Source organism: Acinetobacter halotolerans, assembly GCF_004208515.1.
GTDB classification, from domain to species: Bacteria; Pseudomonadota; Gammaproteobacteria; order Pseudomonadales; family Moraxellaceae; genus Acinetobacter; species Acinetobacter halotolerans.
This window is the reverse complement of record NZ_SGIM01000002.1, coordinates 142,557-164,875: the sequence shown is the minus strand read 5'-3', so window position 1 is coordinate 164,875 and position 22,319 is coordinate 142,557. Positions and strand designations below refer to the sequence as shown.

Below are 22,319 nucleotides of genomic sequence, written 5' to 3'. Positions count from 1 at the left end.
TTTTTGTCGGAATGTCCCAATAGAAGAATAAATATTTAGGAAAATATCGAACTCATGACAACCCAAAAAACATCTTCCGAAAAAAAACGCTATTACGAACCTGCGCCACAAGACATTGATGTTGCCAACTTCCGCAAAGTCGTTGAAAGCCGCCGTTCAGTACGTAAATTTACTGATAAACCGATTCCAAGCGAAATTTTAGATGAATGTTTGGATTTGGCATTGCTTGCACCCAACTCATCGAATTTACAACCTTGGACGTTTTACGTTGTGCAAAATCCAGCCAAGAAAAAACAACTGGTCAAAGCATGTTTAAACCAACTTGCGGCCAAAACAGCACCTGAATTGATCGTATGTGTTGCTCGTACAGATCGCGTTGATGAAATGGCAAAACTGAATATCACTGAGTTCCCTTTCCCTGAAGCACCACCTGCTGTACAAAAGTATTATCGTTTTATTCCATATAACTATAAAACAGGTTACTTCAATGCATTGGGTAATTTTAAGAAAGTTGCATTTAAGGTTGCCCGCACACTAGATAAACAACTGCCTGTGACTGCATTTAACCCTGCCGATGCAAAACTATGGGCGACTAAAACGACCGCTTTAGCATGTGAAAATTTTGTATTGGCATTACGTGCCTACGGTTTTGATAGTTGTATGATGGAAGGATTCGATGAACCTTTGGTTCGTAAAATCTTAAAGCTTAATGATCAACAATATCCGGTGATGGTGATTAGCGCAGGTGAACGAGCAGAAGATGGTGTGTTCTTCCCGCAATATCGTTTCGATCGTGACCTATTTATTCAAAAAGTATAAATTTGACAAGAGGGCCACCATTGCCTGCGTTTCATGCCTTGTTTATGTCGTTTTAGCCGATAACGCAATGCATGGCTGAAATGTCAGCAGACCCTAATTATTCAATATCTAATATTTGGATAAACTCAAAGGCAGGCTCTTCATAAGGATGGCTTGCCTTTAATGCTTTGGCGACAGCACTGGCTTTTTCTTCTGGGACAATCGTTTCAACACGCCATTCTTCGAGTTGTTCTAATTCATCTAACTGCCCTAAAAATGGATTTGCACCTTTAACGGGCTTAAACTGCCCGATGCCTTTCACTTGCCACGCGCAGTGTTCATAATTCCCTATCCCACCTGCACCCGCTTCAAAAACAGCAAGTTTAGTTGATTCAAGATGTGATTCAGGTACGTAATAAATAAGTTTTAGCATAAGTTGAATGGCTGAGTAAGTTAAGCTGTACTCAAATCATAGCTTTAAAAAAGGTTAAGAATCAAAGTTAAATCTTGATTAGGACATAACTCAAACTTATGAATAAGATTTGGAGAACCACTGTTAAACCAAACCAAAACCAGCCTTTTCCTTTGCTATGGATCGTCCTCATGTAATTTTCGTTTTTCATCATGTTGTTCTCCGATTTTTATGATCATTATTGAGAAAGCAAAAATTGAACCAGTTTTTTTAAATAAATACAAGATTGTTACGTTCCAAGTTTATCCAAAAAGACTATTCACACATACCAAATATGGTTAAAAACCCATCAGAAAAACCTAGGTAAACTTTATTCACTTTTAATATACTACCAACTTGAAAAGAAAGTTGTATATCTTCTACATATTCAATACCAGTAGTCATTAAAAATTTAACAATTTCATCTTGATGAATTTTTAATAAAGTAAAATCAACATCGAAATATTTTTCCTTTTGATAATCAAATGTGAAACCTTTTACTAAACTATTGAACAGATAAATCTGTAACACGCCATAAGACAATATTTCTTTGTTATTCTTTCTTTGTGGTGATGAATCTATAGGATTACCAAATATTTTTAAGATATTTTCTTTAGTCTGATCCAAAAATATTTCACTAAAATTGTTAGTCATCAATAATTTTTTTATACATAAAATATCTACTATCATCTAATACTTACTCGAAAATAATATTTACACACGTTCAGTTAATTAATTAAAAAAATAATTATCATCACCATCCATACTGAGATACTCTCTAGTCACATTTCCATTTTCTATCCTATGAAAACAACCATCATCGCACTCAGAATTAAAATCACTCACATAAAATATGATTTCATTATCAAGTGTCCATTTCTTTAATTTACTCAAAAAAATATCAGGACTTGTATTTGGTGTATTTGTAAAAAACAATTCACAAAATACATCGCCTTTCAATAAAGAAACCATGCAAAATAACAAGTTCTCATCTAAATTTACATCATCGTAAATATTAAAAATCAGAATATCACTTTCAGGAGTATCGAATATAAAGGACGTTAAAAGCTTCATATCCTCTTGATCAACATCATTTTTTATAACTACACTGTGCGAAGTATTCATTTTAAGTACCACATCAGTATTAAAAATAAAAAAGCCACCTTTCGGTGGCTCATATGGTTAAGTCACATTAACCAATAAATTTACGTGCATTGCGGAACATACGCAACCAAGCACCATCTTCAGCCCAATCTTCAGGCTTCCAAGAATGCTGTAAAGCACGGAAGTTACGCTCAGGGTGCGGCATCATCACTGTTGCACGACCATCTTTAGAGGTTAAGCCTGTAATCGCTTCAGGTGAACCATTCGGGTTCAATGGATAGTGCTGAGTTGGATTACCCAAGCTATCCACATAACGTAACACCACTTGGTTCTCAGCATTTAAAGCTGCAAGTTGTTGTTCAGTTGCAACTAAACGACCTTCACCATGCGCAACCGCAATCGGTAAAATTGAACCTTGCATATCTTCAAGCAAGATAGATACCGATTTCTCTACACGAACATTGACTGCACGCGCTTCAAATACCTCTGACATGTTGCGATGGAAACGTCCCCAATGCTCTGCACCCGGAATCAATGGCGCAAGTTGAGAGATCATTTGACAGCCGTTACACACACCTAAGCTGAAGGTATCTTCACGATGGAAGAATTGTTCAAACTGATCACGTAGTTTCGCGTTGAACAATACTGATTTAGCCCAACCACCACCAGCACCCATCACGTCACCGTATGAGAAACCGCCACATGCCACTAAGCCTTCAAAATCACTTAAGCTCACACGACCAGCAAGTAAGTCACTCATATGCACGTCGATGGTATTGAAACCGACTTTATCAAAAGCAGCCGCCATTTCAACATGACCGTTGACACCTTGCTCACGCAAGATTGCCATACTTGGACGACGTGTATTGATAAACGGCGCTTCTACAGGCTCGTTTAAGTCATAGGTTGCTTGTGCAATTAAACCTTTGTGGTTTGGATCTGCAATTAAGGCAAACTCTTGATCAGCAGTTTCAACGTTATCACGTAAACGCTGGATCTGATGTGATACTTCAGCCCATGCTTGTTGTAATTCAGCACGTTCTAAAGTTAAACCATTTACAACCAATTGATCAGTTGTGTTCACGCGACCAACTACAGCGATGGCATCTTTCAAACTTGACGCTGCAACTTCTGATTCTAATTGCGCCCAATCAGCAGCAGTAATTTGAAGTACTGCACCAATTTCTTCAGCAAATAAGCTTTCAGTTGATTGATTTTCTAGAGCAACACCTAAGCGTGAAGCAAACATCATTTCAGCAACAGTCGCTAATAAACCACCATCACCGATGTCATGGTAAGCCTTGATCAAACCACGATTGTTCCAATCTTGAATCAATGCAAAGAATGCTTTGAAGTCATCAAAACTATCGACATCTGGGGTAACAGAACCGATTGCTTTGTAAACCTGAGCAAGGATCGAACCACCTAAACGGAACTGACCTTTAGATAGATCAATACGTACAAGTACTGAGTCTTCTAAGTTCTTAAGTTCAGGTGTTAATGTTTTACGTACATCTAAAACTGGTGCAAATGCAGTGATCACGCCTGTCATTGGAGAAGTTACGGCTTTGTCTTCACCATCATTCCAAGTAGTACGCATTGAAAGTGAGTCTTTACCAACTGGAATGGCGATGCCCAATGCAGGACACATTTCCATACCAATCGCTTTCACACCTTCAAACAACGCTTGGTCTTCACCTTTTTGACCAGCCGCAGCCATCCAGTTTGCAGAAAGTTTGATATCACTGATTTGTTCGATGTTGGCACATGCAATATTGGTAATCGCTTCCGCAACAGCTAAACGAGCAGATGCAGCAGGATTTAACAATGCAACTGGTGGACGCTCACCCATTGCCATTGCTTCACCCGTGAAGCCTTGTAAGCTCGTTGTGGTTACTGCTGCATCTGCAACAGGAACTTGCCAACGACCCACCATTTGGTCACGTGCAACCATACCTGTAATCGAACGATCGCCAATGGTGATCAAGAATGATTTAGAAGCAACCGTTGGATTTTTCAATACGCGGAAGATCGCATCCTTCAAATCAACTTTTGATGCATCAAAGTCAGTGCCTGTACGTTCAATGGTTTCATACGCACGTTGCATACGTGGCGTACCACCCAACATCACTTGCATCGGGATATCGACTGCATTGTTTTCAAACAATGGATCTTCAACTGTTAAATGACGTGCTTCTGTCGCTTCACCCAATACAGCAAACGGACAACGTTCACGTGCACAGATTGATTCAAATTGTGCTAAAGACTCTGGGCGAATGGCAAGTACATAACGTTCTTGCGCTTCATTTGACCAGATTTCCATTGGGCTCATGCCCGGCTCTAATGATGGAGTCTTACGAAGATTGAGCACCGCACCTAACTCGTGATCGTTCACAAGTTCAGGCATCGCATTTGATAAACCACCTGCCCCAACGTCATGTACAGAAACGATTGGGTTGAAGTCTTCTAAGCGCCAGCAAGTGTCAATCACTTCTTGGCAACGACGTTCCATTTCTGGGTTTTCACGTTGTACTGAAGCGAAATCAAGGCTCTCACCCATGGTACCGCTGTCTACAGAAGATGCAGCACCACCACCTAGACCGATTAACATTGCAGGACCACCCAATACAATGAGTAAATCACCCGGCTGGATCGCATCTTTTTCCACATGGTCTGGACGGATATTACCGTAACCACCTGCGATCATGATTGGTTTGTGGAAGCCTTTGACTTCACCATTCACATTCTGTTCGAAAGTACGGAAATAACCATTCAGCGCAGGACGACCGAATTCATTGTTAAATGCCGCGCCGCCCAATGGACCTTCAATCATAATTTGTAATGGCGATGCCATACGTGAAGGTTTGCCGTAGTTCTCTTCCCAAGGCTGTTCAAAGCCCGGAATATTTAAGTTAGAAACCGTAAAGCCTGTTAAACCTGCTTTAGGTTTACCACCACGACCTGTCGCACCTTCGTCACGAATTTCACCGCCCGAACCTGTTGCAGCGCCAGCGAATGGAGAAATTGCGGTCGGATGGTTGTGGGTTTCAACCTTCATTAAGATGTGAGCTGCTTGGCTCTTATATTTATATACGAAGTGACCATTTTCATCCGCTTTTGGGTAAAAACGCATGGTGTCATAACCGACGATCACAGAAGCATTATCTTTATAAGCTGATAACACATCGTTTGGAGATTCTTTATAGGTGTTCTTAATCATTTGGAACAATGATAATGGTTGTTTCTCACCATCAATTGTCCATTCAGAACCAAAGATTTTATGACGACAATGTTCAGAGTTTGCCTGTGCAAACATCATCAATTCGATGTCATTTGGATTACGGCCCAACTTAGAAAATGCTGCCACTAAGTAATCAATTTCTTCATCAGAGAGCGCAAAACCAAATTCATTATTGGCTTTAACTAGTGCATCTTTGCCTTGACCCAAAATATCAATCGAGTTCAACGGTTTTGGTGCAGTTTCAGAAAACAGTGCAGTCGCATCTTCAATTTGAGCAAAAACATTTTCTGTCATGCGGTCATGTAATGCCAATTTCACTTCGTTCGAAATCTCTTTTACCCCTTTTAAGGTAAATAAAAGACCACGCTCTAAACGATGAATCGGCGTATTACAGTTTTGGAAAATATCGGTTGCTTTAGATGACCACGGCGAGATTGTGCCGACCCGTGGTGTTACTAAAATCTGGATTTCATCACTTGCAGCTTGGCGAAGTTCAAAAGATTGACCATCGTTTAATAGTTGTAATGCCGATTGATACTGCTGCTCGTTGAGCGCTTGATCAAACAAATAAACCCACTGGCTGTCAAAAGATTGAACAGAACTCATTGACGTTAAACGGTTTAAGAGTTGAGCTTTCTTAAAAGAAGAATGTGCTGATGCACCGGCCACGATAAACATGTTGACTTTGGCTCCACGGGCAGATCGAACAGACCTACCGCAATGTGACTTATGAAAGAGCGCATATTCTACTGTGAAAGGCTCTTTTCAGCTAGCCATATCCATCTTAAAAACTAGAGTTTTCTGCTGTAAATTAGCGAATTCCTTTTAGCCTTATGACTGTGACTGTATTCGTAACAATTCTTTTAGTTTGTAAAACAATCAATATCACTTATTTTTACTGCATCTTTTTTAATAATTTCTAGTTTAGATAAGCGTTTATCACAATAAATTATATTTCTATTCATCTCGACATTTTTGACGCAGACTAATCTAAGACAACTTATGTCGCTCCACCCTAGTGCTTTGATATTTTTTTTGGCATGATGATCGTGAATTGATAGTGAATCATGATACATGGAACAAATGCGTTGGTTGGAATTGCTTTCTGCAATTCGTTTAGGTAGTAAAAAAAGCAGTTCAGAATTGGCCCGAAGTCCATTTCATAAAGATTATGACAGAATTATATTTTCCCAAAGCTTTCGTCAACTGAATAGAAAAACACAGGTTCATCCGCTTACCCAACATGATGGTATCCATACTCGTTTAACCCATTCGCTGGAAGTGTCTTGTATCGGACGCTCTTTAGGCATGCTCGCTGCGGAAAAGATTAAAGATGAATTACCCGTTTGGATTTCACCTGCAGATGTGGGTGCAATTATTCAAGCAGCCTGTCTCGCCCATGATATTGGCAACCCACCTTTTGGGCATGCGGGCGAATATGCTATTCGAGAATGGTTTGATGATGCATCACATCGAGACTTTCTTACAAAATTGACTCCAGAAGAAGCCGCCGATGTACGTCAATTCGAAGGTAATGCTCAAGGTCTTCGCTTATTGAGTCGTATTGATTATCATCCTGACGATGGTGGCATGCGCCTCACTTGTGCCACTTTAGGCGCTTATCTCAAATATCCGTGGTTATCCAAAACTATTGAAGCACAAGGCGATATTCCATCTCACCAAAGAGCAAAGTTTGGTTGTTATCAATCTGAAAAAGAAATTTTAAAACAGCTTGCTGAACAACTAGGATTAATCCAACTCGGTGAATATCATTATTGTCGTCATCCATTGACTTATTTATTAGAGGCAGCAGATGACATCTGCTATGCGCTGATTGATTTAGAGGATGGCATTATTTTAAATATGTTGGACTATGATGAAGTCGAACCCATATTTCTGAATTTAATCGCCGACTTTGGTCGTCCCGAAGAGCTGTTTTTACCCCACACCACATGGCAACAAAAAATCGCAGCTTTGCGTGGACGTGTCATGAAGCGTCTCGTCGAAGAAGTCAGTTCAGCATTTGCCAAGCATCATTATGAAATCTTGACAGGTCAGCTCAAAGGTAGTCTTTTACAATACTGCTCACCTGATATTGAAGCAGGCATTCAAACTGCAAAAAATCTTGCCCGAGATCGAATCTTTGAACATCCACAAAAATCAGGTTTGGAAATTATTGCGCATCAAAGCTTACAAACAATTTTAGATGCTTTTGTTCCATTGACCATGCCACATAAGAGCTTAAGTTTTAAAGAACAGCGTTTGCTTTCGATTTTGCAGCACTCTGGGGCAAACTTCCAAAGCAATCATTATCAAAATATTATGCAAGTCTTAGATATTATTAGTAAGTTCTCTGACCACCAAGCCTATAGTTTGGCACAGGAGCTGAAAGGCAATAAAATAGGTTTCTTTTAGTGATGTAAGATCGAGCTTTTAGATTATGAAATATAGCGAATCAGTAGAAAATAGAGTTTTGACTGTAAGTATGTTTCTATCTGATTCAGAATATTTACTATGGCAGAAAGAACTTGATGGTAATGAATGTAGTAAAGTGTATTTCGAGTTTAATAACCAAAGTAATGGTGGCTACAATCACATAGCTGAAATTGCACTTATGCGTGATGGTATCCATTTAGTAAAATCGGATTATACGCTAGAGCACTTTTATTTTGATATTAGATTTAAAGATTACAACAAGCTTGTTCGTGCTTTAATTCAAATATATAGCCATAACCCAAAAGTTCTTGATGTCATTGATGAGTAAAGAATGCTGTTCAAGCACACAATACCGCATTATCTAGATTAAGTAAGAAACCTTTTTTGCTTTTACCCTACAACTGCAATCATTTATAAAGTAGTGAAATATACCTCATGATCGGATGTTTAATTGGCGAAGTGTTTGCCTTAGAAGCCCCAACTGTATTACTGAATGTAAATGGTGTCGGCTATGAAATAGATACCCCTCTTTCAACATTTTGCCAATTACAAAAAGGACAGAAAGTGACTTTATGGACGCATTTGGTTGTCCGTGAAGATGCACAACAACTCTATGGTTTTATTGATACCAATGAAAAAACCATTTTTCGCACCTTACTTAAAGTCAATGGCGTTGGCCCTAAAATGGCGCTCGGTATTCTTTCAACATTGAGCGTGGATATGCTGATACATACCGTTGAAAATGGTGATGTCAAAACATTGGTGAAAGTCCCTGGTGTCGGCGCGAAGACCGCTGAACGCTTGATGATTGAACTACGTGATCGTTTCAAAGCATTTTCAACTCATACGACTTCGAATAACTCAGCATCAACTCAAATACAATTCACTGGAAACTCTGCTGTTGCTGAAGCTGAAGCTGCTTTACAATCATTAGGCTATAAACCACTTGAAGCTCAAAAACTGATTCAATCCGTTAAAGCCGAATTTACCGAAGCGAGTGATATCATCCGTGCTGCACTTAAATCATTAAATAAATAAAGATAGACCGAATCAATTATGCAAGACCGTTTAATCAGTGGTTCTGAAAAACCTGAAGATCACTTTGATCGTGCCATCCGTCCAACTTCACTCGCAGACTATATTGGTCAGCCTGTGGTACGCGAGCAAATGGAAATCTTTATTGGGGCTGCTCGTGGACGGGGTGAAGCCTTAGACCACACCTTGATTTTCGGTCCACCAGGATTGGGGAAAACTACACTCGCAAATATTATCGCACGTGAAATGGGTGGTAATTTAAAGTCAACCTCTGGGCCTGTATTGGAACGTGCAGGAGATTTGGCCGCGATGCTGACCAATCTTGAAGAAGGTGACGTTTTATTTATTGACGAAATTCATCGTCTATCTCCAGTGATTGAAGAAATTCTTTATCCAGCGATGGAAGACTACCAACTGGATATTATGATTGGTGAAGGTCCTGCTGCTCGCTCAATTAAATTAGACCTCCCCCCATTCACTTTGGTCGCTGCAACAACACGTGCAGGTCTACTCACCTCGCCTTTACGTGACCGCTTCGGTATTGTGCAACGTTTAGAATTTTATTCGGTCGCGGATCTCACTCATATTGTCACACGCTCTGCCAACCTGATGGATGTGCCGATAACTAAAGAAGGTTCAACGGAAATTGCTCGTCGTGCGCGTGGCACACCACGTATTGCCAATCGCTTATTACGTCGTGTCCGTGACTATGCCCAAGTCAAAGGCAATGGTGAAGTAACGCAAGACATGGCTCAACGCGCTTTGGATATGCTCAATGTCGATAAAGATGGTTTAGATACTTTAGATCGCCGTTATTTATCTATGCTTTTAGAACGTTTTGAAGGACGACCGACTGGTGTTGAGGCCTTAGCCGCAGCAATGGCAGAAGATAGTGGAACATTGGAAGATGTAATTGAGCCTTATTTAATCCAACAAGGTTATGTGATGCGAACCGCACGTGGTCGTATTGCAACCAATATGGCATATTTACAGTTTGGTTTGACACCGCCTGAATAAGATAAAAATCAATAAAATTCTTCTTATAATAAAGTGATTAATATAATATATAGACTATTTTAGACTTCTTTCATAAATCCTTTTTCTCTCGATGGGAGAAATATAAAAAGGTATAAATAATAATGAAAGAAGTCTTTTGATCACTTTATTAATTTGTTTAGGGTAAAAATGAAAAATAAACTTTTAACGATCTTCTGTGGTAGTACATTATTACTTACAGCATGCGGGGGTGGAAGTGATGGCTCAAATAACAGCGACTCATTTCAAAGCAAAGAAAAGGTAAATTATACCAAGCCAGAAGAGGTCGAATTAATTTATGAGACTGTTTTTAATTTATCAAAGAAAACCAATAACCAACTCATCAACCCTATAGCTATTGCTAATGATATCTATACTTTTGTGCAACAGACGACAAATGATGGTTATCGAGTAACCTGCATGAATCGACAAGGAACAGTGACAAGAAAAAGTGACAGTGTTACTTTGAATAAATGTCAGGGGCTTCAATACACAGCAAACGGTGTAACACATCCAGCCTTTAGATCCTCTATCGTATTTACTGGTGTAATTTCTGCTCAACACAAACAAGATCATACAGAGTTTGGGGTCATAAAAAGAGAACTGAATTTAAATAATTTAAAATTAGAAATCAGTAATCAAATATTTAATTACAATGGGAAAGCCATTATCCCATTAGTTTGGAATGAGATTCCAACGCAATATGATATTCCTAAGATGGAGTTTCAATGGTCAAATAGAGATTTCAAAGCACAATATGTCCTAAATAATTACCGTTTTTATCAATCAGGATCTGACTCTGTACCAATGATAACGTCGGCAGAAGGGAACTTAGTGGCCAGTATTGGCGGTAAATGGTTCTCTGTGAATTTTGAAAGTAAACTTAGATTTGGAAATACTGAAAATGAGACTGATGGTTATCCATACTTTGCTGAGATTTTCATAGAGGATAGCTCAAATCTTAGAAACTACATTGGTATTAACAATACAAGTGATGGTAAAGCTCTCATTCGTGCATATACTAATGGAAGTTCAGTTCAAAGCTTTCCTAAGACACTAGACTGGAATGAATTAAACTAAGTCAATCAAAGCCCTTTCACAGGGCTTTATTTTTCCCCTCTGTCACCAATATGTTATTTATTACTATTTCCATCGCTATCTCGAAACCCTATCATTCCACCATCGCCCGAAACATACTGAAATAGGTTAAAGGACATGGCAAATCATTTCGAATTCAATATCCGTGTATATATCGAAGACACTGACGCAGGCGGTATTGTTTACCATGCCAATCATATCCGTTTTATGGAGCGGGCCCGTACTGAATGGTTACGCGCAGCAGGCGTAGATCATTACTGGCATCAACAAGATTACAACTTCGTAGTACATCAAATTCAGGTCAAATATGTACGCCCTATATTAATGGATGATTTGATTACCGTTACAGCACGTGTTATTTCGTGTAAAGCAGCATCTTTTGTGTTGCAACAAAATATTTATCGTGGTGAAATCTTGCTGGCTTCGGGTGAGGTTGTGTTGGCATGTCTCAACAAAGAGTTAATGCCGCGTAGACTGCCCGTAGAAATTCGTGATCTGATTCAAAAAGAATTAGCACAGGACGAAAAATAAACTTTTGGCACTGAACTTATGGCAACTAATTTAGACTCTTCAATGCATATTTCCGACCTTATTTTACAAGCAAGCCCTGTTGTACAACTGGTCATGCTGATCTTGTTATTTGCTTCTATTTATAGCTGGTATGTAATTGCTAAATTACATATGAGTTATAAAAAAACAGGACAAGCTGATGAACATTTTCAAAAAATGTTTTGGTCAGGTGCCGAGTTAAATACGCTTTATAACAATGCCCAACTCAACTCTAAACGTCATGGTTTGGAAGATATTTTTTATCAAGGTTTAGCTGAGTTTTTTAAACTAAAAAAACGTAAAGCAGATACCACACAAACCATTGATGGAACCGAGCGAATCCTTCGTGTCGGTTTAAGTCGTGAACAAGGTCACTTAGAGCAAAGTTTAGGCGTGCTGGCAAGTATCGGTTCTGTTGCGCCATATATAGGTTTATTTGGTACTGTATGGGGGATCATGAATGCTTTTATTGGTCTAGCCGCAGTCGATCAAGTGACTTTAGCAACCGTTGCACCAGGTATTGCAGAAGCACTCATTGCAACAGCAATTGGTTTATTTGCTGCGATCCCTGCTGTACTTGCATTTAACCACTTTACTGCTAAAGGCGAAGCAATTTATACAGATCGTGCTTTATTTGCAGAAGAAATGGTTGCCCTGTTACAACGCCAATCTATTGGAACGACTCAGGAAGATGCATAATGGCGATTCAACGATCTGGACGTTTTGAGCGCATCAAAAAACCACTGAAAAGTGATATGAATGTCGTTCCATATATTGATGTCATGTTAGTGCTGTTGGTTATTTTTATGGTCACAGCACCCATGATCACTAGTGGCATTAAAGTTGACTTGCCTCAAGCAAACACCCCTCCTATCGAATCCAAAGATATGCCTGCAATGGTCACACTGGGAGAAAATGGCAATATATATTTGCAATTTCAAGATCATAAAGATGATCAACCAGTAACTTTAGCAGAGCTAGAGCAAGTTTTGAGTGCTGCTCAAACAAAAGCTGAGCAAGAAAATAAAATGCTTACCGTCTTAGTCAGTGGTCATAAAACACGTCCTTATGGGGATGTCATTGAACTCATGGCAAGTTTACAAGATGCAGGTTTAACCCAAGTGGGCTTACTGACAGAGCCGTTAAAATAAGCTATGAAAAAATTTCAAAAGCCACCTTATCAACAAAAACAAAATGCGATTGCACTGGGTTTTACACTTGGTGTTCATGTCGTGGCTATTGTTGGCTTATTGTATTTGGGTATGAGCAAACCACTTGAGCAACCTAAAAAGTTGACTACAACTTTGGTGAAACCCGAAGACCTACCAAAACAAATAGACTCTGAAACTACAGCTGAGAACCAAGCTACAGAAATTCAAGGTCCTATCGTCGACGATACATTGCCACAAAATTTACCTGCAACACCTTCTCAACCGAATGAACAACAGCTTGCTGCTGAAAAGCAAAAAGCTGAACAAGCGCAACAAGCTAAATTGGCAGAACAAAAACGTCAGGCTGATGAGGCAATCAAAGCTAAACAAGCCGATGCGGAAGCCAAACGTAAAGCTGACACAGACGCGAAGGCAAAAGCTGATGCAGATGCTAAACGTAAAGCTGACGCAGACGCTAAGGCAAAAGCTGATGCAGACGCGAAACGCAAAGCTGATGCAGATGCTAAGGCAAAAGCTGATGCAGACGCGAAACGTAAAGCTGATGCGGATGCTAAACGTAAAGCTGACGCAGACGCTAAGGCAAAAGCTGATGCAGACGCGAAACGCAAAGCTGACGCAGACGCTAAGGCAAAAGCTGATGCAGACGCGAAACGTAAAGCTGACGCAGACGCGAAGGCAAAAGCTGACGCAGACGCTAAGGCAAAAGCTGATGCAGACGCGAAACGCAAAGCTGATGCAGACGCGAAACGTAAAGCTGATGCAGATGCCAAGGCGAAAGCCGATGCAGATGCCAAGGCAAAAGCCGATGCAGATGCGAAAGCCGCTGCTGCAAAACAAGCTGAACAAGAAGCCGCACAGAAAAAAGCTGAATCTAGACGCATTGCTTCAACAGCTATCAGAGATTTTTCAAATAAAATAGAAAGGGCTTGGAGAGTCCCTCAAGGTACTTCGGGAAAACGAGTAACTGTGAGATTTACTCTTTCAGATTCTGGTGCGGTCTTATCAAAAGTAATTACAAGATCGAGTGGTGATGAAGCGTTGGATGCTAGTATTTTAGCGGCAATTGATGCTGCTGCTCCATACCCTATGCCTGAAGATCCTGACGCTCGTCGTCAAGCAAGAATAGCAAACCCTACATTTATTGCTAAATAATAGAAATGATAAGCGATTAGTTACATGCTTTTAATAGCGTAAAGCATGTAACTATGATAAAAAATCTACAAACTCAGGAATGCAAACGCAAGTAAATTTAACTATGGAAAAGACTCGCAAACATTTAATCTCGTTAGCCGTTTTTACTGCTATAAGTGTAGTTATACCTACAACTACTTTTGCCCAGCTTTATTTTGAAATTGCAAAAGCGCCCGAAAAAGCACCTAAAATCGCAATCGTGCCATTTACAAATGATTCTGCGATCTACCCTATTGTTGAAAATGATTTAAACCGTTCTGGTCGCTTTACCAGCGCCTCAAAAAATCTGCCAGCAACAGCAAGTATGAATCAGATTCAGGCTGGTGATTGGCAAAATGCTGGCGTTCCATACGTCGTTGTTGGTCAAAGCAAAGCCATTAATGCCAATACCTTTGAAATTCACTATCAACTCTATGATGTACAGAAACAACAATACTTACTCAATGAGGTTTTAACTGTACCAGCAGGTCGTGTTCGCCAAGCAGGACACATGATCAGTGATGCTATCTATCAAGCATTGACAGGTATTGCTGGAGATTTTAGTGGGCGCATTGCCTATGTGTTACGTAACCAAGCAACTCCTGCTCAACGCTATACCTTGCAAGTTGCAGATACCGATGGTGAGCAACCTAAAACAGTATTAGCATCACGTGATCCAATTCTTTCACCAACGTGGTCACCTGACGCTAAAAAAATTGCCTATGTTTCCTTTGAAACCAAACGTCCTGCGATTTACCTTCAAGATTTAGCGACAGGCCAACGTGAAGTTTTAGCAAGCTTTAGAGGGCTAAATGGAGCACCTAGCTTCTCTCCAGATGGTCGATCCATGCTCTTCACTGCTTCTATGCATGGCAATCCAGAAATCTATCAAATGAATCTGAATACACGTCAAGTACAACGCATGACCAACGACACTGCGATTGACACGGAAGCACGCTATGCACCAGATGGAAAATCATTCATTTTCACTTCTGATCGTGGTGGTTCTCCACAAATTTATCGCTATACTTTTGATGATAAATCCGTTAAACGTTTGACGTTTAGAGGTGCTTTCAATGCACGCGGTACACTTAGTGCCGATGGTAAAAGACTTGCTCTAGTACATCGCCCAAGTGGAAGCAGTTATAAAGTTGCCCTTCAAGATATTAATACAGGCATCACCAATATTTTAACCCCAACCAGTTTAGATGAATCACCAAGCTTCTCACCTAATGGACAAATGGTAGTTTATGCGACGCGTGAAGGTAATCGAGGTTTATTGTCGATCATGTCTACTGATGGTCGTTTCCGTATGAATTTACCAAGCGAACAAGGTGAAGTTCGCGAACCTGCTTGGGCACCAAAATAAATTTAACCTATTGGAGAATCACATGAACATGAAATACTTAACCCTTCCCTTCATTGCAGCAACGCTTGTATTTACTGGCTGTGCAAGTCGTAAACCAGCGACCGACATTACTGCTGGCAACACACCTACTGGTACGACTGTAAGTACTGAAGGTTTAAGTGAAGATGCTGCCTTAAACGCTCAAAACTTAGCAGGTGCATCATCAAAAGGTGTCACTGCTGCAAATAAAGCATTTCTTGCTAAGCGTGTAGTACATTTTGATTATGACAGTAGTGATTTATCAAATGACGATTATCAAACACTACAAGCACACGCTCAATTTCTAATCGCCAATGCAAACTCTCGTGTAGCCCTTACAGGTCATACTGATGAACGTGGAACACGTGAATACAACATGGCACTGGGTGAACGTCGTGCCAAAGCAGTAGAAAGCTTTTTAGTTACAAATGGTGTAAGCCCACAGCAACTTGAAGCAGTAAGCTATGGGAAAGAAGCACCTGTAAATACAGGCCATAATGAAGCTGCATGGAAAGAAAATCGCCGCGTAGAAATTAACTATGAAGCAGTTCCACCTTTATTAAAATAAGTTAAGTTAAATAAAAAATGCTCACATGAAGTGAGCATTTTTTATGTTTGTGATTGGGGATCGTCTGATTCTGCGGGTTGCATTGACTCAATCAGATCATGCTTATTAAATTCCTTATATTCAGGTTTAGCTTCGTAATCCTTCCAAGCATCTTTGACACTTTCTTTAGAAATTTTCTCTAAGCTGATTGCTTCACTTTCAGTAGGTGTCGCTTCAAAATTTTTGGTTGACATTTTAACCTCCAAACATCCTGTCTATTATCCGTCCAACATAGCATGTAATCGCATACATGTAATCATAAAAGCAACATAAATAAAGTAAGATAATTTTTATTTTTGAGCGTTCTCATCTAGAATAGCCACATTCTTTTTCATCAATTTGACGCTGCTAAATCGGAGCTATTTAATTATGTCAAACCTCAGCTTGACCCAATACCTAGAACAACAAAACGGGAATTTGACTCCAGAGTTGGCACAAGTCATCGAAACAATTGCAGCGACATGTCAAACCATTGATCTAGCACTTCAAAAAGGTGCTTTAGCAGGAATTCTAGGTAGTGCTGGCAACGAAAATGTTCAAGGTGAAACACAAAAAAAACTAGACGTAATCTCTAATGATTATTTAATTGATGCTTTAAAAGTTCACCCTCAGGTTGGCGGCCTAGCATCTGAAGAATTAGATGATTTCACCCCTGCCCAAGAAAATGGAAAATATCTTGTTTTGTTTGATCCTTTAGATGGTTCAAGCAACATCGACATTAATATGTGTGTCGGTACAATTTTCTCTATCTTACCTGCTAAAAATGCAGTGACTCAATCTACTGACTTTATGCAAGCAGGTACAGAACAAGTTGCTGCAGGCTACGTACTCTATGGCCCATCGACTATGTTAGCACTTACTGTGGGTGCTGGAGTCGCATTCTTTACATTTGATCCAACATCTCAAACATTCTTGTTGACGACTGAACAAGTTCAAGTTTCAGCAGATACTCAAGAATTTGCGATTAACTCATCCAACCAGCGCCATTGGGAAAATCCCGTAAAACGTTATATTGATGAACTTCTCGCTGGGAAAACCTCAGTACGTGAAAAAGACTTCAATATGCGTTGGGTTGCATGTATGGTTGGCGATATCCATCGTATTTTATGTCGTGGTGGTATCTTCCTCTACCCTTACGATTTAAAAGACCCGAAGAAAGCCGGCCGTTTACGTTTAATGTATGAAGCAAACCCAATGAGTATGTTGATTGAACAAGCAGGTGGTGCATCAACAACAGGGCGTGTTCGTATTATGGAAATCCAGCCAACGGAATTACACCAGCGGGTACCTGTGATTATTGGTTCAAAAAATGAAGTTGAACGCGTCACAAGTTATCATTAATTACTTTTAATTATCAGGGCATTATAATCAATTTATACTGCCCTTTTGGATGTTTATTTTATGTCACTTATTTTTCTAGAATCAAAAGACAATGCAAAAATCAAACATTTGCGTGGGCTGATCGAACTCAATAGTGCTCGAAAAAAAAATCAGCAAACCGTTCTAGAAGGCATCCATCTTTGTCTTGCATGGTTGCAACAACAAAACAAAATCGCGTCTTTATTTACCACTGAAAAAGCATTAGAACACCCCGATTTAGAGAAAATCATTGACCAATATCCTGGTCATGTCTTTGTCATTAGTGAGTCTTTATACAAAGATTTGAGTATTTTAGACACAACGTTGCCTTGTCTAGCAATTATTGATTTACCCCAAAATTCACAAGATATTGACTTTAGTAAAGACACACTCATTCTTGAAAATGTTCAAGATCCAGGTAATGTTGGAACACTTTTACGTTCAGCCGCAGCAGCCAATATCAAACAAATTATATGTACTCAAGGCTCAGCATCACTCTGGTCACCACGTGTCTTACGTGCAGGCATGGGTGCACACTTTAGTTTAAGCTGTTTTGAAAATATTCAACTGAATGACATTCTTTCAAAATTTGAAATCCCAGTTTTTGTGACCAGCTCACATCGCTCTACAAGCTTGTATTCAACAGATTTAACCCAAGCTTGTGTGTGGATTTTAGGTAATGAAGGTCAAGGTGCAAGTGAATATGCTTTAAATCATGCCCAAGCCGTAACGATTCCCCAACCCGGTGGACAAGAATCTTTGAATGTTGCTATCGCAGGTTCAATTTGCTTTTTTGAAATGGTTCGCCAGCGCCAATAACACTTTAAATTACATTAAAGCCGATTTTTTTGATGATGAAATCAATTACACTACAAAAATAATTACTCCAGTTGTCAACGCTCCTGCCATTTTCAACGTTATATGACTAATGAATTGAGAATAATGGTGGGTATCCATGACAGGATTTTCCATCTCTATGGATTTAGCACCGAAACAGGCTCGAACTGACAACAGTACTGATACAAGTACAGTTGAACAACGTCTTCGTTTTTTTATGCAAGACGTGACAGGACGTGCGCTGGTCATGATGGAAAGTGCAACGCAGGGCCAACAAGGCATTGCGATGGATTTAGTGCAAGAAGCTTTTATCTCTTTACATAAATCCTATGCTGAAAAAAGCACCGAAGAATGGTATCCACTGTTCTATACGATTTTAAATAACAAATTACAAGATTGGAGACGCAAAGAAGCACGTCGCGCAAATCCATTTTCTTTATTTAAAAGAATGAGTTTAGATGACGATGAAGAAGTTATTGATATCGTAGATGAATCTACACCAAATCCATTCGAATTTCTTAATCAAGCAGTTACGATGGAAGAGATTCAGAACGCAATTCACCAACTACCAGTTCGTCAACAGCAAGCATTCATGCTAAGAGCCTGGGAGGGTTTCGATACGATGACCACAGCCCAGATTATGGATTGCAGCGAAGGCAGTGTTAAAACACATTACCACCGTGCGATCCAAGGGCTCAAAGTGACTCTAGCGCATTTAAATCCGCATACGGGAGGATCATCAGATGAATAATAAAGATGAGTTCACCAAACAAATGACGTCCAAACTTGATCAGCTTGAGAAAGCGCAACATCACAACAAAATGTTAGTGATGAATCATGTTTTGGATAGTGTTCAAAAGAAATCAACATCCTACTATAGTATTTGGAAAATGGGTGGCTTTGCACTAGCTGCAGCAATTACGGGAATTGTGGTTTTACCGAACTCTTTACAATTGGCAGATAAACCACAAAATCAAGTTGTTATCAATCCAAAACTTTCACCACAAATGGTTGAAGATATGGAAATGTTAATGGTCTTGGGTGAGGATAAGGTCAGACATGGCAGCTAAAAGATTAGCACTTGTTGTGTGTACACTAAGCTTGTTACAAACTAGTTTTGCTGGTTCAGAACGTTTTTGGCCATTTTCAAAGCCAGTCAAAACAACGACTGAAGAAGCGTGGGATGACTTATCCCCTGAAGAACAAAGAGTTCTTATTCAGCGTTACCAAACTTTAAAAGAAATTCCAACCGATCAAAGTTCGCAACTTCAACAACGGATGGAATGGTTCACCCAATTGCCTGATGATGAAAAGCAAAAAATGCGTGATGTATGGCAAAAGATGAGCACACAAGAACGTACTACATTACGTAAACGTATGCAAAATGCCAGCTTAGAAGAGCGCGTAAACATCAGAGAAGAATATTTAACCAAATACTCTGAATATTGATTAAAGAATCTCAATAAACAAAATATCAAATGAATTCCAAAAAAATAGCGCCATCAATAGGCGCTATTTTTTGAGCTTAATCTATTTTCTTAAACGGCGATAAGCAAGTAGTCCCAACAAACCAAATAAAGAGAATATACCTGTACTCCCCCCACCGCCATGACTGGCTTTACGCGAATCATCAGTGGTAGTCGCTGTACTGATCACCTTAACCGTTCCTACATTTGAAATAGAGGGTGTAGGAAATTCATTATCATAAACTTGGTAGTTAAATGAGAAGTTAAAAGGATTAAAAGCATTGGCTTCTTTAATATAAATATTTCCACCATAACAAGTTTCTTGTTGATCTGGTGCTGGACATTTACCTTGACGATCGGCTGTAATAACCAAATTACTCGAGACATTTGATAACCGAATCGGTAGCTCTACGCCTTCCGCATTGCGCCAAAAAGATGGTTTATTTGGCTTCAATTCAGGACCTAAACCATTTTTACCTGTATCGCCATCATCATTAGCAAAGTTAAGCAGGTTCAGAGTTGCTGTCTCACTTTGCTTATATTTCAATGTCACAGATGTATCTTTTACAACAGGAGCCATATTATTAAATGCTGCTTGCAATAAACCTGATGATGTAATCGCATGATTAGCCTTTAACTTGATGGTATATTTGCAAAACTCTTTATTACCTGCTTGTGTAATCTGATCATCAATACGATAGATCATGATTTGCTCTAGATCAGTATTCCATTTACAGAAAAGATTTTTATCCGTTTGTATATCAGTAATAACACTGTTAATCTGCCCCACCCCTAAAGCTTCAACATGAATATCATACAGCTCAGGATTAAAAAATTCTAAAGCGTTCGGTTTTCCCTCACCAGTAGAGACTTCTCGAGGTAAAGGTAATCCATAGTTACGTAAATCGACATAAATTGCTCGATATTTAAGGGCATTTTTTCTTTTTTCAGCGTCTGAAAAAGCATCCAATATTTTTTTGTATTCTGCTGAGCGGAATTTATAATAGGTTAAGAAGTCTGCATTATTCGGTTTTTTGACTAAATCTTCAAACAAATCATAACTACTTTGATTATTGTCTAACATATTACTAATCGATGTGTTAGATAGGTCGAAGATATCTCCCGCAGTTAATCGCATTAACTCTACAGAACCAATATCACAGGTATTCGCCGCTTTTGGATCATAATGCAAAGCACCATCTGTAATCCGAGCTAAACCGCGTTGATCCCATGGGCTACATGATGTCACACCTGTATCGACTAGACTTTTGACATCTTCATCGGCCTTAGGTTTATTATCGATTGGATAATACAAAGGCAGGAATGCGGTAAATGGCGAAGCATCAATTCGTCCACTTAAGAATTTTCCTATTGGTTCCCCGCTAATATCAATATTTGTTTCTTTAGTTAGATCTTCATTAAATACTTCATCAGGCAAGTCACAACGATTCGTACCAGATCTTGCAAAAGCGTTGTAGTTTATAACCAAGTCGACGTTTTTCTCATCTTTTGCGTCACCCAATAAATAACGGCAAGCATAGCTATTTGCATCACCATTATAAGCCAATATATTTAAATTTAACCGTTTATGTCCAATCTTATCGTATAACAGGGTGGTGAATGCATTATTCTCAACAATCGTATTATTTTGTAAAGTTAAACGACTCAAACTACTTAATACGCTAGAATTATTATTTCCTGTCGTTCCAGCTTCAGTGTCCCCAGTAAATTTAATCAAATTACCATTACTTTTATCTGCTTTATTTCCAGCAATTGTATTGGACTCCAATATAACAATTGGCTCACCTACGAACTCAAGCATACTTTTGGAAGTCAGTAAACCATTGTCGACCAGACTACTTGATTCAATCGTAATATTTCGTTTTGTGTAACCCAAATCATTCTTATCATGCATCGCAAGCACACTTCCTACTGGTGCTTGATTTTTTTCGATTAAACTTTTTGAGATCGTTAAATTACTCGTATTTCCTGCCAAATAAATTGCACCACCAGCCTTACCTGCCCGTGAGTCCGATATTTGGGTGCTATTTAATGAAACATCGGCCCCAGCATAAATTGCACCTCCCAAATCTGCTGTGCGGCCACCTGTTAAAATCACATTATTTAATACTAAGTTCTTTTGCGAAAATGCTGTGTTAAAAATACGAGAGTTTTCTGCTTTGATTGTTGTTCGTAATGGAATTTGAGCTGGATATTGGTTAACCACATCGTTAAGCAAAATATTTTTCTCATCCCAATCAACAGGACTTGAACCCAAAATTGCCACATTAACTTGCGGCGTAAGTTCTCTTTTTAAAGTATAGATACCGGCCTCAAGCTGAATCCTTTTTTGTGTTCCCACTGAAGTATCTGTTACCTTACATCCACCATACGAAGTACGTCGTTTTGCTGTCTCTAGAGCCTCACGAAGTGAACACGCATTCGAGTTTTCACCATCCTCATCCAAAAAAGTGGTGACTTTAATTGGACCATCGTTAGTTGCTGCAATCAACGGCATTGATGCCACTACTACTGTCGCTAAAAACGCTTTCTTATAATTTCTCATCTCATCAT

Annotated in this window: 24 protein-coding genes; 17 read left to right on the top strand and 7 right to left on the bottom strand. The window is 39.4% G+C overall.

What is annotated here, in order from left to right; genetic code table 11:
* Window positions 1-54: 54 nt before the first annotated feature.
* Window positions 55-819 (top strand): nitroreductase family protein, encoded by a 765-nt coding sequence (locus EXE30_RS02840; protein ID WP_121928462.1) that lies wholly within the window; start codon window positions 55-57, stop codon window positions 817-819.
* Between the two features lie 97 nt (window positions 820-916).
* Here the strand turns inward: EXE30_RS02840 and EXE30_RS02835 are convergent, their stop codons facing one another.
* From EXE30_RS02835 to purL, 5 genes are all read right to left on the bottom strand, one after another.
* Window positions 917-1,231 carry an NGG1p interacting factor NIF3 gene (locus EXE30_RS02835; RefSeq protein ID WP_130161107.1) on the bottom strand — a complete coding sequence of 105 codons (315 nt, stop codon included), beginning with the start codon at window positions 1,229-1,231 and terminating at the stop codon, window positions 917-919.
* A gap of 67 nt (window positions 1,232-1,298) precedes the next feature.
* The gene (locus EXE30_RS16110) at window positions 1,299-1,424 is read right to left on the bottom strand and encodes a KGW motif small protein (RefSeq protein WP_004640092.1); all 126 of its coding nucleotides are present in this window, start codon (window positions 1,422-1,424) and stop codon (window positions 1,299-1,301) included.
* Window positions 1,425-1,525: 101 nt separating this feature from the next.
* Window positions 1,526-1,939 carry a hypothetical protein gene (locus EXE30_RS02830; protein WP_130161106.1) on the bottom strand — a complete coding sequence of 138 codons (414 nt, stop codon included), beginning with the start codon at window positions 1,937-1,939 and terminating at the stop codon, window positions 1,526-1,528.
* A gap of 42 nt (window positions 1,940-1,981) precedes the next feature.
* The gene (locus tag EXE30_RS02825; RefSeq protein WP_130161105.1) at window positions 1,982-2,374 is read right to left on the bottom strand and encodes a hypothetical protein; all 393 of its coding nucleotides are present in this window, start codon (window positions 2,372-2,374) and stop codon (window positions 1,982-1,984) included.
* Between the two features lie 67 nt (window positions 2,375-2,441).
* Window positions 2,442-6,272, bottom strand: a complete 3,831-nt coding sequence (purL, locus tag EXE30_RS02820) for a phosphoribosylformylglycinamidine synthase (RefSeq protein WP_130161104.1) — start codon at window positions 6,270-6,272, stop codon at window positions 2,442-2,444.
* A 396-nt stretch (window positions 6,273-6,668) separates the two neighbouring features.
* Between purL and EXE30_RS02815 the strand changes: the two genes are divergently transcribed.
* The 11 genes from EXE30_RS02815 to pal all read left to right on the top strand — a co-directional run bounded on the left by EXE30_RS02815 (window position 6,669) and on the right by pal (window position 16,044).
* Window positions 6,669-8,009: a deoxyguanosinetriphosphate triphosphohydrolase gene (locus EXE30_RS02815; RefSeq protein ID WP_121928465.1), complete on the top strand. Its 1,341-nt coding sequence runs from the start codon at window positions 6,669-6,671 to the stop codon at window positions 8,007-8,009.
* Between the two features lie 25 nt (window positions 8,010-8,034).
* The gene (locus tag EXE30_RS02810; protein WP_130161103.1) at window positions 8,035-8,358 is read left to right on the top strand and encodes a hypothetical protein; all 324 of its coding nucleotides are present in this window, start codon (window positions 8,035-8,037) and stop codon (window positions 8,356-8,358) included.
* Between the two features lie 107 nt (window positions 8,359-8,465).
* On the top strand, window positions 8,466-9,068 hold the full coding sequence (gene ruvA, locus EXE30_RS02805; RefSeq protein ID WP_004668911.1) for a Holliday junction branch migration protein RuvA: 603 nt from the start codon (window positions 8,466-8,468) through the stop codon (window positions 9,066-9,068).
* A gap of 18 nt (window positions 9,069-9,086) precedes the next feature.
* On the top strand, window positions 9,087-10,082 hold the full coding sequence (ruvB, locus tag EXE30_RS02800) for a Holliday junction branch migration DNA helicase RuvB (RefSeq protein ID WP_004668912.1): 996 nt from the start codon (window positions 9,087-9,089) through the stop codon (window positions 10,080-10,082).
* 168 nt (window positions 10,083-10,250) lie between these two features.
* Window positions 10,251-11,180 (top strand): hypothetical protein, encoded by a 930-nt coding sequence (locus tag EXE30_RS02795; protein WP_130161102.1) that lies wholly within the window; start codon window positions 10,251-10,253, stop codon window positions 11,178-11,180.
* 135 nt (window positions 11,181-11,315) lie between these two features.
* A complete protein-coding gene (gene ybgC, locus EXE30_RS02790) occupies window positions 11,316-11,729 on the top strand; it encodes a tol-pal system-associated acyl-CoA thioesterase (RefSeq protein ID WP_130161101.1) in 414 nt (137 codons plus the stop codon).
* Between the two features lie 18 nt (window positions 11,730-11,747).
* Window positions 11,748-12,446 carry a protein TolQ gene (tolQ, locus tag EXE30_RS02785; protein ID WP_130161100.1) on the top strand — a complete coding sequence of 233 codons (699 nt, stop codon included), beginning with the start codon at window positions 11,748-11,750 and terminating at the stop codon, window positions 12,444-12,446.
* Window positions 12,446-12,898 (top strand): protein TolR, encoded by a 453-nt coding sequence (gene tolR / locus EXE30_RS02780; protein ID WP_130161099.1) that lies wholly within the window; start codon window positions 12,446-12,448, stop codon window positions 12,896-12,898. The genes tolQ and tolR overlap by 1 nt, the downstream gene beginning before the upstream one ends.
* A gap of 3 nt (window positions 12,899-12,901) precedes the next feature.
* Window positions 12,902-14,071: a cell envelope integrity protein TolA gene (gene tolA / locus EXE30_RS02775; protein WP_130161098.1), complete on the top strand. Its 1,170-nt coding sequence runs from the start codon at window positions 12,902-12,904 to the stop codon at window positions 14,069-14,071.
* A gap of 103 nt (window positions 14,072-14,174) precedes the next feature.
* Window positions 14,175-15,458 carry a Tol-Pal system beta propeller repeat protein TolB gene (gene tolB / locus EXE30_RS02770; RefSeq protein WP_130161097.1) on the top strand — a complete coding sequence of 428 codons (1,284 nt, stop codon included), beginning with the start codon at window positions 14,175-14,177 and terminating at the stop codon, window positions 15,456-15,458.
* A 22-nt stretch (window positions 15,459-15,480) separates the two neighbouring features.
* Window positions 15,481-16,044 (top strand): peptidoglycan-associated lipoprotein Pal, encoded by a 564-nt coding sequence (pal, locus tag EXE30_RS02765; RefSeq protein ID WP_130161096.1) that lies wholly within the window; start codon window positions 15,481-15,483, stop codon window positions 16,042-16,044.
* 41 nt (window positions 16,045-16,085) lie between these two features.
* Here pal and EXE30_RS02760 read toward each other — a convergent pair whose 3' ends face one another.
* Entirely contained in the window at window positions 16,086-16,277 is a 192-nt protein-coding gene (locus EXE30_RS02760) for an NF038105 family protein (protein WP_121928474.1), read from the bottom strand.
* Between the two features lie 175 nt (window positions 16,278-16,452).
* Here EXE30_RS02760 and EXE30_RS02755 point away from each other — a divergent pair, with 175 nt between their 5' ends.
* From EXE30_RS02755 to EXE30_RS02730, 5 genes are all read left to right on the top strand, one after another.
* Window positions 16,453-17,424 carry a class 1 fructose-bisphosphatase gene (locus tag EXE30_RS02755; RefSeq protein WP_130161095.1) on the top strand — a complete coding sequence of 324 codons (972 nt, stop codon included), beginning with the start codon at window positions 16,453-16,455 and terminating at the stop codon, window positions 17,422-17,424.
* A gap of 60 nt (window positions 17,425-17,484) precedes the next feature.
* Window positions 17,485-18,261 (top strand): TrmH family RNA methyltransferase, encoded by a 777-nt coding sequence (locus tag EXE30_RS02750; protein ID WP_130161094.1) that lies wholly within the window; start codon window positions 17,485-17,487, stop codon window positions 18,259-18,261.
* Window positions 18,262-18,418: 157 nt separating this feature from the next.
* The gene (locus EXE30_RS02740; RefSeq protein ID WP_130161093.1) at window positions 18,419-19,030 is read left to right on the top strand and encodes an RNA polymerase sigma factor; all 612 of its coding nucleotides are present in this window, start codon (window positions 18,419-18,421) and stop codon (window positions 19,028-19,030) included.
* On the top strand, window positions 19,023-19,349 hold the full coding sequence (locus tag EXE30_RS02735; RefSeq protein ID WP_130161092.1) for a hypothetical protein: 327 nt from the start codon (window positions 19,023-19,025) through the stop codon (window positions 19,347-19,349). The genes EXE30_RS02740 and EXE30_RS02735 overlap by 8 nt, the downstream gene beginning before the upstream one ends.
* On the top strand, window positions 19,339-19,728 hold the full coding sequence (locus EXE30_RS02730) for a DUF3106 domain-containing protein (RefSeq protein WP_130161091.1): 390 nt from the start codon (window positions 19,339-19,341) through the stop codon (window positions 19,726-19,728). The genes EXE30_RS02735 and EXE30_RS02730 overlap by 11 nt, the downstream gene beginning before the upstream one ends.
* A gap of 81 nt (window positions 19,729-19,809) precedes the next feature.
* Here the strand turns inward: EXE30_RS02730 and EXE30_RS02725 are convergent, their stop codons facing one another.
* A complete protein-coding gene (locus EXE30_RS02725) occupies window positions 19,810-22,311 on the bottom strand; it encodes a CSLREA domain-containing protein (protein WP_130161090.1) in 2,502 nt (833 codons plus the stop codon).
* Window positions 22,312-22,319 lie beyond the last annotated feature (8 nt).